Below are 12,705 nucleotides of genomic sequence, written 5' to 3'. Positions count from 1 at the left end.
GCTCCCCGGCCCCGTCCCGAGGCTCGCCCCGAGCCTGCGAGGGGATGAGGAGGATGGGGTCCTCCTACTCGCGGCGGGGCCCTGCAGGGGGCCGAAGAGCATCAGCGGGAGGCCGACAGCATGACCAGGCTCATCTCCGGCGTGGCCGGTGGGCGGACGCTCAAGGTGCCGCGCACCGGGGTGCGGCCCACGGGTGACCGGGCCCGCGAGGGCCTGTTCAACTCGCTGGGCTCGATGATCGACCTCGAGGGCGCGCGGGTGCTGGACCTCTACGCGGGGACGGGTGCCCTGGGGCTGGAGGCGCTGTCCCGTGGCGCAGCCGAGGTGGTCCTGGTGGAGAACGGCGGCGGGGTCCTGCCCGTCCTGCGGGACAACGTCGCGATGATGCGGATGCGCGGGGCGGTCGTGCTGCCCGGCAGCGTCCCGACCGTCGTCGCCGTCCCCGCGACGGCGCCCTTCGACCTGGTCTTCGCCGACCCGCCGTACGCCGCCCCCCTGGAGGAGGTGCTGGGCGTGCTGCGCGCGCTGGTCGCCGGGGGCTGGCTCACCCCGGACGCCGTCGTGGTGGTCGAGCGCTCCAGCCGGGAGGCGCCCTTCGAGTGGCCGACACCCCTGGAGGGCATCCGCGATCGGCGCTACGGGGAGGCCGTGCTCCGGTACGGTCGCTTCCCGTGAGGCGTGCGGTCTGTCCCGGCTCCTTCGACCCGGTCACCAACGGCCACGTCGACGTGATCACGCGCGCCGCGGCCCTGTACGACGAGCTGGTCGTGGCCGTGCTGGTCAACCCCGGGAAGGCCGGCCTCTTCGGCGTCGACGAGCGCATGGAGCTGCTGCGCGCGGCCGTCGGGAGCTGCCCGAACGTCACCGTCACCAGCTTCGAGGGCCTGCTGGTCGACTGGTGCCGCAGCCACGGCGTCCCGGTGATCGTCAAGGGCCTGCGCGCGGTCGGCGACTTCGAGTACGAGCTGCAGATGGCCCAGATGAACCGCGAGCTGGCCGGGATCGAGACGCTGTTCGTGCCCACCGCACCCCAGGTCGGGCACCTGTCCTCGAGCCTGGTCAAGCAGGTCGCCCGCTTCGGCGGCGACGTGTCCTCGCTGGTCCCCCCGGCGGTCAACGACCGGCTGGTGGCCCGGTCCGGAGAGGGGCAGCAGCCATGACCGAGGTCGTGTACCGGCTCTACGAGACCGTCGACGAGCTGACCACCGTCATCGAGAACGCCCGCAGCGTGCCGATGTCGGCCTCCTGCATGGTGCCCCGCGACCACCTGCTCGACCTGCTCGACGACCTGCGGGAGAACCTGCCCGACGAGGTCCAGCAGGCCGGCGCCATCGTCGAGCAGCGCACCGAGATCCTGCAGCAGGCGCAGGCCGAGGCCGAGCGGCTCACCGGCCGCACGCGCAGCGAGAGCGAGCAGGTCGTCGCCACCGCCCGCCGGCAGCGCGAGGAGCTGATCGGCACCGCCCGGCGCCAGCGCGACGAGGTGCTCGGCCAGGCCCAGGCCCAGGCCGACGACCTGCTCCGCCAGGCCGAGGCCGAGGCGGAGGCGATCGTCGCCGAGGCGCGCGAGCTGCACGAGCAGCTGCTCGCCGACGCCCACGCCCAGCACGCCGAGCTCATCGCCGCCGGGCAGGCCGAGCACGAGCGGCTGCTGGCCGAGACCGAGGTCTACCGCAGCGCCGTCGACCGGGCCGACGAGCTCGGCGCGCAGACCGCCGCCGAGGTGGCCCGGATGCGGGCCGAGGTCGACGAGTACGTCGACAGCCGGCTCGCCGACTTCGGGAACACGCTCGCGCACATGACACGTTCGGTGGAGAAGGCGCGCACCAACTTGCGGTCACCCTGACCCGGGCGGCATCCAGCCACCCCGGGCCCACGGTCACCGCACGGCCCCGCCGTGGACCTGCCGGCCCCTGACCGTCCCGCCGTCCTGAGGACGGCGTTCCGGCGTCGGGTAGGCTGGCCCACTGTCCGGCTGCTGCTGTGCCACGCGCCTTCCCTGCGCGGTGCCCCGCGCCGGCGAACCCACCGACGATGACGACGAGTACCGACATGCCTGCTGCGCACCTGCCCGCCCGTGGCGCCGCGTCCTCCGACGCCCGGCGCCCTGCTGGCGACCCCGTCGACACCACTCACGACACCACCCCCCGCACGGCCGCCGAGAAGGCGTTGGACAAGGCCTGGAAGGTCGACCTCCGCGAGCTCGGCCGCCGGGCCGGCAGCATGCGCGAGTGGGACAAGACCATCCCCGCTCAGGCCGGCTGGGGCGTGGAGATGATCGGCGTGCCCGAGGGCGCCCCGGTCCACCTGGACCTGCGGCTGGAGTCGGTCATGGAGGGCGTCCTGGTCTCCGGCCGGGTCGAGCTCCCGGTGACCGGCCAGTGCGCGCGCTGCCTCGACCCGCTCGAGGACACGCTCACCCTCGACGTCCAGGAGCTCTACGCCTACGCGGGGAGCACCACCGAGGCCACCAGCGAGGAGGACGAGGTGCGCCGCATCGACGGCGAGTTCCTCGACCTCGCGCCGCTGGTCCGGGACACCGTCGTCCTGACCCTGCCGCTGTCCCCGACGTGCACGCCCGACTGCGCCGGCCTGTGCGTCGACTGCGGCGAGCGGCTCGACGACCTGCCGGCCGACCACTCGCACGAGGTCATCGACCCCCGGTGGGCCGGGCTCGCCCGTCTCGCCGTCCCCGACACCACCGACAGCGCGGATCGACCCCAGCCGGGGTCCGCCAGCCGCACCAACACAGAGGAGAACTGACGTGGCCGTTCCGAAGAGGAAGATGTCCCGGTCCAACACCCGGGCCCGTCGGTCGCAGTGGAAGGCCACGGCCCCCACGCTCGCGCCCTGCCCCAACCCGGCCTGCCGTGAGCTGAAGCCGCCGCACATCGCCTGCCCGACCTGCGGTCAGCACGACGGTCGTCAGGTCCTCGCGGTCTGATCCCCGGTCCTCCCAGCGTGGCGCAGCCGACCACCGCACCGGCGTCCCCGGCGGCGGGCCTCCCTTCCGGGGGAGCCCGCTCCGGGAACGCCGGTGGTCGCACGTCCACGGACGGTGAGCACCTGCAGCGTGCCGCCGCCTGGCTGGTCGACGCCCTCGGCGTCGAGCTCCCCGCCGACCTGCTCCGCCTGGCGCTGACCCACCGGTCCTACGCCTACGAGCACGGCGGCCTGCCCACCAACGAGCGCCTGGAGTTCCTGGGCGACTCGGTGCTGGGGCTCGTCGTCACCGACGAGCTGTACCGCAGCCACCCCGACCTGCCCGAGGGGCAGCTGGCGAAGCTGCGCGCCTCGGTGGTCAACATGACCTCGCTGGCGCGGGTCTCGCGTGCCCTCGGCGAGGGCGGCATCGGCCCGCACCTGCTGCTCGGCCGTGGCGAGCAGGCCACCGGTGGCCGGGAGAAGGACTCGATCCTGGCCGACGCCCTCGAGGCGCTGCTGGGTGCCGTCCACCTGGGCCGGGGCCTGGACACCGCCTCGGCGATCGTCCACCGGCTCTTCGACCCGCTCCTGGCCGAGTCGGCCACCCGCGGCGCCGGCCTGGACTGGAAGACCAGCCTGCAGGAGCTCGGCGCCTCCCTCGGGCTCGGTGCGCCGGTCTACGACGTCGCCGACGAGGGCCCCGACCACGCCAAGACCTTCACCGCCGACGTGCTGCTCGCCGGGCAGGTCCGTGGTTCCGGCCGCGGCCGCACCAAGAAGGCCGCTGAGCAGGAGGCCGCCGAGGCCGCGTGGCGGGCACTGTCCGCCGACGCGGCCGCGACCGCCGACGGCGGACCGACGGCGGGCTGACCCGTGCCCGAGCTGCCCGAGGTCGAGGTGGTGCGCCGCGGGCTGGCGCGCTGGGTCGCCGGCCGCACGATCGCCGAGGTCGAGGTGCGCCACCCGCGCGCGGTCCGGCGCCACCTGGAGGGCGCCGAGCACTTCGCCGCCACCCTGACCGGCCGCACCCTCACCGCCGCCCACCGGCGCGGCAAGTACCTGTGGCTGCCCCTGGCCGAGTCCGACGGCAGCCCGTCGGAGCGTGCGCTGGTCGCCCACCTGGGCATGAGCGGCCAGCTGCTCGTGGAAAAGCCCGAGGAGCCCGACGAGGTGCACCTGCGGGCGCGCTTCCGGTTCACCGACGGCGGCCGCGAACTGCGCTTCGTCGACCAGCGCACCTTCGGCGGCCTGGCCGTGGAGGACGCCCCCGGCGGCGACGACGTCCCGCCGCGGCTGGCGCACATCGCCATCGACCCGCTGGACCCCGGTTTCGACGTCGACGCGTTCAGCGCCGCCCTGCGCCGGCGGCACACCGAGGTCAAGCGCGCCCTGCTGGACCAGACGCTGATCGGCGGGGTCGGCAACATCTACGCCGACGAGTCGCTGTGGCGCGCCCGGCTGCACGGTGCCCGCCCCACCGACAAGCTCACCCGCGCGCAGGTCGTCGACCTGCTCGAGGGCATCCGCGACGTGCTCGGGCAGAGCCTGGCCCAGGGCGGGACGTCGTTCGACTCGCTCTACGTCGACGTCAACGGCCAGAGCGGCTACTTCTCCCGGCACCTGGCCGTCTACGGACAGCTCGACCGCCCGTGCCCGCGGTGCGGCACCCCGATCCGCCGCGAGTCGTTCATGAACCGCTCCAGCTACTCCTGCCCGCAGTGCCAGCCCCGCCCGCGGGCCCGCCGCACGTGAGCGCCGTCCGGGTCGTCGCCCTGGTGTCCGGGCACGTGCAGGGCGTGGGGTACCGGTGGTCGGTCCGCCAGGCGGCCACCGCCCGGGGTCTCACCGGGTCGGCGACCAACCTCCCCGACGGGCGGGTCGAGGTCGTGCTCGAGGGGCCGGCGGACGACGTCCGGGCGGTGCTCGCCGAGGTCACCGGGGCGTCGGCGCCGGGGTCGGTGAGCGGCGTCGAGACCCGCGAGGAGACCGTGCAGGCGGTGTCCGGCTTCACCGTGGGGTGACGAAGACGACATCTGCCCGACACGGTGAGGCCCCGGCCGTGCCGTTGACCCCGGTCGGGACCGGTGTCACCCTGAGGTCGTCAGCCCAGGCAGACCGCCCCCGCGGCGGTGCACCGGGACCCCTTCTGCAGTGAGAGGCCGCGCAGTCATGGCCAAGGCCCTGTTCGGTTCCGTCGTCGCCCCGCACGAGATGCGCATGGCCGCGGAGAACGCCGCACTGCGGGCGCAGGTCCGCCGCCTCGAGGCGGAGCTGGCCGTGCTGCGCGCCGAGCGCAACGACGCCATCGCCCGCGAGCTGCTCACCATGGCCGACGAGCAGGCCTCCGCCGTCCTCGCCTGAACAAGGACCCCTCGCCCCCCACGACCCGCTCCGCTCGCCGCGGGGCCCTGCGAGAGGGCCGGAGGCGCGTGATGCTGTCGGTGGGTGTGGTTAGGGTCGCTGTGTGCACCTATCCAGCCTGACGCTCAAGGGCTTCAAGTCCTTCGCGTCGCCGACGACGCTGCGGCTGGAGCCGGGCATCACCGCCGTCGTGGGGCCCAACGGCTCGGGCAAGTCCAACGTCGTCGACGCCATCGCCTGGGTGCTCGGCGAGCAGGGTGCGAAGACCCTGCGCGGCGGCAAGATGGAGGACGTCATCTTCGCCGGCACGGCCGGCCGCCAGGCCCTGGGCCGGGCCGAGGTGACGCTGACGATCGACAACGCCGACGGGGCGCTGCCGATCGAGTACACCGAGGTGTCGATCACCCGGCGGATGTACCGCTCCGGTGAGAGCGAGTACGAGATCAACGGCGACAAGGTGCGCCTGCTCGACGTCCAGGAGCTGCTCAGCGACTCCGGCATCGGCCGCGAGATGCACGTCATCGTCGGGCAGGGCCAGCTCGACGCGGTGCTGTCCGGGCGGCCGGAGGACCGCCGGGCCTTCGTCGAGGAGGCCGCCGGGGTCCTCAAGCACCGCAAGCGCAAGGAGAAGGCCCTCCGCAAGCTCGACGCGATGCAGGCCAACCTCGACCGGCTCGGTGACCTCACCTCCGAGCTGCGCCGCCAGCTCAAGCCGCTGGGCCGGCAGGCCGAGGTGGCCCGCCGTGCCGCCGGCGTCCAGGCCGACCTGCGCGACGCCCGGCTGCGGCTGCTCGCCGACGACCTCGTCGGCCTGCGCGACGCCCTGGACGCCGACATCGCCGACGAGACCGCGGCACGCGCCCGCCGGGCCACCGTGGAGGCGGCGCTGGGCGTCGCCGCCCGGTCGGAGTCCGCACTGGAGCGGCAGCTGGCCGCCGACGCCCCGGTGCTGGCCGCGGCGCAGGAGAGCTGGTACCGGCTGTCCACGCTGGCCGAGCGGTTCCGCGGGGTCGGGCAGCTGGCCGCCGAGCGGCACCGGCACCTGGCCGCCGCGCCGCCCGCAGCGGCGGCGGGCCGCGACCCCGACCAGCTCGACGCCGAGGCCGAGCGGATCGAGACCACCGAGCAGGAGCTGGCCACCTCGCTGGCGGCCGAGCGGGAACGGCTGGCCACCGCGGTCGCCGTCCGCACCGACGTCGAGGCCGCCCTCACCGACGCGGAGCGGGCACTGGTCGCCGCCGCCCGTGCCCTGGCCGACCGCCGTGAGCAGCTGGCCCGGTTGTCGGGCCAGGTGGCGGCCGGTCGGTCCCGGGCCGCGGCCGGTGCCGCGGAGATCGACCGGTTGGCCGTGGCCGCGGCCGAGGCCGCCGACCGCGCCCAGGGCGCCGAGGAACGGCTCGCCGCCCGGCGCGACCAGCTGGACACCGACGCCGGTGGCGACGAGGACCTCTCGGCCGCCCACGCCGCCGCCCGTGCCGCCCACACCGCCGCTGCGGCTGCCGTGACCGAGCTGATCGCCGCCGAGCGCGCGGCCGAGCGTGACCGCGCCGGGTGGCAGGCCCGCCGGGACGCCCTCGCCCTCGGGCTCGCCCCGGCCGACGGCGCGGCCGCGGTGCTGTCCGCCGGGCTGCCCGGGGTCGTCGGGCCGGTGCCCGACCGGCTGACCGTCACCCCGGGCGCCGAGGTCGCGCTCGCCGCCGCCCTGGGCGGGCTGGCCGACGCCGTCGTCGTCTCCGGGGTCGCCGAGGCCGCCGGGGTGCTCACCCACCTCGCCGAGACCTCGGGCGGGCGCGCGGGGCTGCTGGTCACCGGTGGGCTGCCCCCGGTCTCCCGCGACGGCTGGCCCGAGCTGTCCGACGGCGCGCGCTGGGCGCTGGACCTGCTGGAGGCGCCGGCCGAGCTGGGGCCGGCGCTGGCCCGGGCGCTGGAGCGGGTGGCCGTCGTCGCCGACCTGCCCGCGGCCGTCGCGCTGGTCGGCGTCCACCCGCGGGTGCGGGCGGTCACCGAGGGCGGTGACCTGCTGGGTGCCGACTGGTCGGTCGGCGGTCAGGCCAACGCCCCCTCCGGGCTGGAGGTGCGGGCGCGGGTCGAGGAGGCCGCGGCCGGGCTGGAGCGGGCCGCGGCCGCCGCCGCCCGGCTGGCCGACGAGCTCGCCGAGGCGCGGGAGACCGCCACCGCCGCCTCCGCTGACGTCGACGCCGCGCTGACCGCGCGGCAGGCGTCGGACCGGGCGCGGTCCGCCGCCGCCGCCGAGCTGGCCGAGCTGGGCGCTGCCGCCCGCTCCGCGCTCGCCGAGGCCGAGCGGCTCGACGCCGCCCGGGTGCGCGCCGAGCAGGCCCGCGAGCAGGCGCTCACCGGGTTGTCCGAGCTGGAGGAGCGACTGGCCGCCGCCGAGGCGGCACCGGTCGACGAGGAGCCCTCGACCGAGGCCCGCGACCGGCTGCGCGCCGAGGCGGCGGCCGCCCGGCAGGCCGAGACCGAGGCACGGCTGGCCGTGCGCACCGCCGAGGAGCGGGCCCGGTCGCTGTCCGGCCGCGCCGAGTCGCTGCGCCGCCAGGCCCGGTCCGAGCGCGCTGCCCGTGAGCGGGCCGCCGCTGCCCGGGTCGCCCGGGAGCGCGGTGCCCGGGTGGCCGCGGCGGTGCGCGCAGGGGCCGAGGAGGCGCTGACCCACCTCGGGACGTCGCTGGCACGGGCCGCCGCCGAGCGCGACGCGCTGGCCGAGGCGCGCACCGGCCGGGAGGCGGAGCTGCTGGTGGTGCGAGCCCGGGTCAGGGAGCACACCGGCGAGCTCGACCGGCTCACCGACGAGGTGCACCGCGACGAGGTGGCCCGCGCCGAGCAGCGGCTGCGGATCGAGGCGCTGGAGGCCCGCGCCGCCGAGGAGTACGGCGTCGACCTGCCCACCCTGCTCGCCGAGTACGGCCCGGCCGCACCGGTCGCGCCCACGCAGGCGCAGGTGGCCGCAGCCGAGGCGGCGGGGGAGCCCGAGCCGCAGCCGGTGCCCTACGACCGCGCCGCCCAGGAGCAGCGCGCCTCCCGCGCCGAGCGCGACCTCGCCGCACTGGGCAAGGTCAACCCGCTGGCGCTGGAGGAGTTCGCGGCGCTGGAGGAGCGGCACACCTTCCTGGCCACCCAGCTCGAGGACCTGAAGAACACCCGCCGCGACCTGCTGACCGTGGTCCGCGAGGTCGACGCGCGCATCCACGAGGTGTTCGCCGAGGCCTTCGCCGACACCCAGCGCGAGTTCGAGCTGGTGTTCGCCACCCTGTTCCCCGGCGGCGAGGGGCGGATCTTCCTCACCGACCCGGAGGACCTGCTCACCACCGGCGTGGAGATCGAGGCCCGGCCGCCGGGCAAGAAGGTCAAGCGGCTGTCGCTGCTGTCCGGTGGCGAGCGCTCGCTGACTGCGGTCGCGCTGCTGGTGGCGATCTTCCGCGCCCGGCCCTCGCCGTTCTACGTGCTCGACGAGGTCGAGGCGGCCCTCGACGACGTCAACCTCGGTCGGCTGCTCACCCTCGTCGAGCAGCTGCGGAACACCTCGCAGCTGATCATCATCACGCACCAGAAGCGGACGATGGAGATCGCCGACGCGCTCTACGGCGTGAGCATGCGCGGCGACGGCATCACCGGCGTGATCAGCCAGCGACTGCGCGAGCTCGAGACCGCCTGAGGAAGGACCCCCTCGCCCCCCACGACACGCTCCGCGCGCCGCGGGCCCCTGCGAGGGGGCCGGGCCGGGCCGTGTTCGTCGGGACGGCCCTGCCGGTCAGCGGGGGGTGACCGACAGGTCGACCTGGAGCGGGTGGTGGTCGGAGACCGCCGAGCCGTCCAGGACCCGGGCCGCGGTCACCGCCACGCCCGGTGGCACCCACACCTGGTCGATGCGCACCCGCGGGCGCCGCACCGGGTGGGTGCAGCCCTGCCCCCGGTGCAGCGACAGCCGCCGCGACTGGTCACCGCGGTCGGGGGCGGCGGTCCAGGCGTCGGTGAGGCGGGCACGCAGCGGCGCCAGCTCCGGCGCCCCGGCGTCGGCGTTGAGGTCACCCACGACGACGCCGTCCGACCCGGCCAGCTCGGCGAGCACCGCGGCCTGGGCGGCGCGGTCGGGGCGGGACCGGTTGGCCAGGTGGGTGGTGAGCACGGTCAGCCCGCCACCGGCCACCTCCACCACCGCGCGCAGGGCGGTGCGCGGCTCCCCGGACCCGGGCAGCCGGTGCACCTGGTGGTCCAGCACCGGCAAGCGCGACAGCAGCGCGTTGCCGTACTGCCGCCGTCCGCCGCCGTCGTCCGGCTCGTCGAGGGAGGCGGCGAAGGCCAGGTCCCGGCCCAGCGCCCGCGCGAGCTCCTGCGCCTGGTCGGCGTGCCCGCTGCGGGCGCCGAAGTGCCGGTCGACCTCCTGCAGGCAGACCAGGTCGGCGTCGGTGGCGGCCAGCAGCCGGGTGAGCCGGTCCAGATCGTGCCGGCCGTCGACGCCCACCCCGTGGTGGACGTTGAAGGTGACCAGCCGGAGCTGCGTCACGACAGCCGGGTGTCCAGCACCTGCGTGAAGTGCGGCGTCCCGTCCTCGTCGCGGTGGGTGGCCCACAGCAGGAACCGGGCGTCCCGCCCCTGGAGCACGAGCTCGCCGAGCTCGTTGCCGAAGAACGGGCCGGCCTGCTTGCGCCACTGCAGCTCGCTGCGCTGCACCCGGGCCAGCCGCCGCAGCCCGCCGGTCAGCGCCTGCGCCCAGCGGCTCCAGCCGACCTTGAAGCCGATCTCGATGGCGTGCGGCGCGGCGTTGTGCAGCGGGGAGACGGTGAGCTGGTGCACCCGGGTGTCCAGCCCGCCCGGGTTGACCAGCTCGGCCGCGTAGGCGTGGTGGACGTCGCCGGACAGCACCAGCGCGGTGGCCGGCGCCCGCCCGAGCTCGCCGCGGCCGAGGGACACCATGAGGCGGCCGAGGCGCTCGAAGGACTGCCCGAACGCCGCCCAGTGCTCCAGGTCCGCGCCCTGCCGGATCTTCTCCGCCAGCCGGCCCAGCGGCTTGCCGGCGTGCCGCACCGACAGCGTCTCGTTCCAGCGCTCGATGTCGTGCACCGAGTGCGGCAGCAGCCACGGCAGCGACGTCCCGAGCAGCACGTGGTCGACGCCGTCCTCCACCGAGCGGGCCATCGCGGCCTCCACCCAGTCGAACTCCTCGTCGTCGAGGATCTTGCGGTCGTCCTCGGTGAGCACGCGCCCCGCCCGGCTGTCGACCATGATCAGCCGTGCCGGGCCCCAGTGCCGCACGTAGCTCCAGCGGACGGTGTGCGGCTGGGTGTCGGCGGTGCGGGCCATCTCGTCCAGCAGCGGCCCGGCGTCCTCGTCCGGGGCGGCGGCGATCGCCTGCCACGTGTCGTTGCCGGCCAGCTCGTTGGGCGAGAGGTTGCCCAGGTGCTGGTAGACCCAGTAGCTGACCAGCCCGCCGGAGATGCGCCGCTGCCACCAGTCCTGGCCGGTGACCTCCGCGCGCCAGGCGGCCGAGGTGTTCCAGTCGTCGATCATCTCGTGGTCGTCGAACACCATCGAGGACGGGATGGTCGACAGCAGCCACCGCACCTGCGGGTCGCCCCAGGACTCTGCGTAGAGCCGGGTGTACTCCTCGAAGTCCGCGGCCTGCGGCCCGGGCGGGGCGGCCAGGTCGCGGCGGGAGGCCATCCAGTCCCGCGTCGCCGGGGTGACCTCGTCGGCGTAGACCTGGTCGCCGAGCAGCACCAGCGCGTCGGGCCAGCGGTCCTCGGGCATCGCGGCCAGCCGGCGGGCGTAGCCGTCGAGCGCGTCCGGCGGGATGCCGTCCCGGACGTCGACGGTGGTGGGGGTCGCGTAGCGGCAGGAGCCGAACGCCAGCCGGAAGGGGCCCTCCCCGCCCGTGGTGCGGATCCGGCTGGGCGGGAAGTGCGAGCGCGCCGGCGGCCAGACCTGCTCGCCGTCCAGGTGCACCTCGTAGGGGGTGACGCTGCCGGGCTCCAGGTCCTCGACGAGGACGAGCGCGTAGTGGTGGCCGTTGACGCGGAAGGTGCGCGTCCGGCGCCCCAGCACCTCGACCTCGCAGGCGCGGTCGGTCTCCACCCACAGGGTGGCCGACACCGGGTCGACGTGGCGCAGGAGCGGCCCGAGCAGCAGGAGCGGACGGGTGCCGGCGGTCTCGGGCATGGGGCACAGCCTGCCCCATCGTGCTGGGAGACTGTGCTCATGGAGTTCGTGCTGATCGCCCTGGCGATCCTCGTCGTCGCCCTCGTCCTCGGGGTGAGCCTGCTCGTCGGCCGCGGTCGCCGCACCACCCGGCTGGACGCGGACGCCGCGGCGGGCACCACGCTGACCCGTCCCCGCCCGCCGGCGACCACCGCCGACCCGGCCGTGCAGTCCGGCGCCACCGCGGTCGACCCGGCCTCGCTGGCCGAAGCCTCGCCGGTCGAGCTGCCCCCGGCCGAGCCGGAGCCCGGGCTGGTCTTCGACACCCCGCCGCCCTCGGCCGGCCGGCTGGTGCGGCTGCGCTCCCGGCTGGCCCGCTCGCAGTCCTCGCTGGGCCGCGGCCTGCTCACCGTGCTGTCGCGGGAGAAGCTGACCGAGGACGACTGGGAGGAGGTCGAGGAGACCCTCCTGGCCGCCGACGTCGGCCTCGCCGCCACCACCCAGATCGTGCAGCGGCTGCGCACCCAGACCCTGGTGCTGGCCACCGCCTCGGGCACCCAGCTGCGCGACCTCGTCGTCCGTGAGCTCACCGCCGTGCTCGGCCCGGACCTGGACCGCACGCTGGCCACCGAGCAGCTCGACCGTCCCGCCGTCGTCCTGGTCGTCGGGGTCAACGGCGCCGGCAAGACCACGACGGTCGGCAAGATCGCCCGCGCGCTGGTCGGTGATGGCCGCAGCGTCGTCCTCGGTGCCGCCGACACCTTCCGCGCCGCGGCCGCCGACCAGCTGGAGACCTGGGGCGAGCGGGTCGGCGTGCTCACCGTCCGCGGCCGCGAGGGCGGCGACCCGGCGTCGGTGGCCTACGAGGCGGTGCGCACCGGCATCGACGCCGGGGTCGACACCGTGCTGATCGACACCGCCGGCCGGCTGCACACCAAGTCCGGTCTGATGGACGAGCTGGGCAAGGTGAAGCGGGTCGTGGAGAAGCTCGGCCCGGTCGACGAGGTGCTGCTGGTCCTCGACGCCACCACCGGGCAGAACGGCGTCGTGCAGGCCCGGGTGTTCACCGAGGCCGTCACCGTCACCGGCGTCGTCCTCACCAAGCTCGACGGCACCGCCAAGGGCGGCATCGTGGTGGCCGTGCAGCGCGAGCTGGGCATCCCGGTGAAGCTGGTCGGCCTGGGCGAGGGCCCCGACGACCTGGCGCCGTTCGAGCCCGAGGCCTTCGCCGAGGCCCTCGTCGGCAACGTCTGATCCCGGCGGTCCTCT

General features: G+C 75.7%; 13 protein-coding genes. 11 read left to right on the top strand and 2 right to left on the bottom strand.

Annotation, left to right across the window (positions count from 1 at the left end; all coding sequences use genetic code 11):
- Window positions 1-120 precede the first annotated feature (120 nt).
- The 10 genes from rsmD to smc all read left to right on the top strand — a co-directional run bounded on the left by rsmD (window position 121) and on the right by smc (window position 8,956).
- Window positions 121-675, top strand: coding sequence for a 16S rRNA (guanine(966)-N(2))-methyltransferase RsmD (gene rsmD / locus KUM42_RS05200; protein ID WP_237495549.1), 555 nt, complete (start codon window positions 121-123; stop codon window positions 673-675).
- Window positions 672-1,160 (top strand): pantetheine-phosphate adenylyltransferase, encoded by a 489-nt coding sequence (gene coaD, locus KUM42_RS05195; protein WP_237495547.1) that lies wholly within the window; start codon window positions 672-674, stop codon window positions 1,158-1,160. The genes rsmD and coaD overlap by 4 nt, the downstream gene beginning before the upstream one ends.
- On the top strand, window positions 1,157-1,846 hold the full coding sequence (locus KUM42_RS05190; protein ID WP_237495545.1) for a hypothetical protein: 690 nt from the start codon (window positions 1,157-1,159) through the stop codon (window positions 1,844-1,846). The genes coaD and KUM42_RS05190 overlap by 4 nt, the downstream gene beginning before the upstream one ends.
- Window positions 1,847-2,052: 206 nt before the next feature.
- Window positions 2,053-2,763, top strand: a complete 711-nt coding sequence (locus KUM42_RS05185) for a DUF177 domain-containing protein (RefSeq protein WP_237495543.1) — start codon at window positions 2,053-2,055, stop codon at window positions 2,761-2,763.
- A 1-nt stretch (window position 2,764) separates the two neighbouring features.
- The gene (gene rpmF, locus KUM42_RS05180) at window positions 2,765-2,944 is read left to right on the top strand and encodes a 50S ribosomal protein L32 (protein ID WP_163612155.1); all 180 of its coding nucleotides are present in this window, start codon (window positions 2,765-2,767) and stop codon (window positions 2,942-2,944) included.
- Between the two features lie 17 nt (window positions 2,945-2,961).
- Window positions 2,962-3,795 carry a ribonuclease III gene (gene rnc, locus KUM42_RS05175; RefSeq protein WP_237495541.1) on the top strand — a complete coding sequence of 278 codons (834 nt, stop codon included), beginning with the start codon at window positions 2,962-2,964 and terminating at the stop codon, window positions 3,793-3,795.
- A gap of 3 nt (window positions 3,796-3,798) precedes the next feature.
- Window positions 3,799-4,677, top strand: coding sequence for a bifunctional DNA-formamidopyrimidine glycosylase/DNA-(apurinic or apyrimidinic site) lyase (gene mutM, locus KUM42_RS05170; RefSeq protein ID WP_237495539.1), 879 nt, complete (start codon window positions 3,799-3,801; stop codon window positions 4,675-4,677).
- Window positions 4,674-4,946, top strand: a complete 273-nt coding sequence (locus tag KUM42_RS05165; RefSeq protein ID WP_237495537.1) for an acylphosphatase — start codon at window positions 4,674-4,676, stop codon at window positions 4,944-4,946. The genes mutM and KUM42_RS05165 overlap by 4 nt, the downstream gene beginning before the upstream one ends.
- 148 nt (window positions 4,947-5,094) lie before the next feature.
- On the top strand, window positions 5,095-5,286 hold the full coding sequence (locus KUM42_RS05160; protein ID WP_237495536.1) for a hypothetical protein: 192 nt from the start codon (window positions 5,095-5,097) through the stop codon (window positions 5,284-5,286).
- A 103-nt stretch (window positions 5,287-5,389) separates the two neighbouring features.
- Window positions 5,390-8,956, top strand: a complete 3,567-nt coding sequence (gene smc / locus KUM42_RS05155; RefSeq protein WP_237495534.1) for a chromosome segregation protein SMC — start codon at window positions 5,390-5,392, stop codon at window positions 8,954-8,956.
- Between the two features lie 96 nt (window positions 8,957-9,052).
- Here the strand turns inward: smc and KUM42_RS05150 are convergent, their stop codons facing one another.
- Window positions 9,053-9,805, bottom strand: a complete 753-nt coding sequence (locus KUM42_RS05150; RefSeq protein ID WP_237495532.1) for an endonuclease/exonuclease/phosphatase family protein — start codon at window positions 9,803-9,805, stop codon at window positions 9,053-9,055.
- Window positions 9,802-11,457, bottom strand: coding sequence for an alkaline phosphatase D family protein (locus KUM42_RS05145; RefSeq protein ID WP_237495530.1), 1,656 nt, complete (start codon window positions 11,455-11,457; stop codon window positions 9,802-9,804). Before KUM42_RS05145 ends, KUM42_RS05150 begins: the two co-directional genes overlap by 4 nt.
- Before the next feature lie 39 nt (window positions 11,458-11,496).
- Between KUM42_RS05145 and ftsY the strand changes: the two genes are divergently transcribed.
- Entirely contained in the window at window positions 11,497-12,690 is a 1,194-nt protein-coding gene (gene ftsY / locus KUM42_RS05140) for a signal recognition particle-docking protein FtsY (protein ID WP_237495528.1), read from the top strand.
- Window positions 12,691-12,705 lie beyond the last annotated feature (15 nt).

The sequence above is a fragment of the Modestobacter sp. L9-4 genome (assembly GCF_019112525.1).
Lineage (GTDB): Bacteria > Actinomycetota > Actinomycetes > Mycobacteriales > Geodermatophilaceae > Modestobacter.
This window is presented reverse-complemented; position numbering and strand designations above follow the sequence as displayed.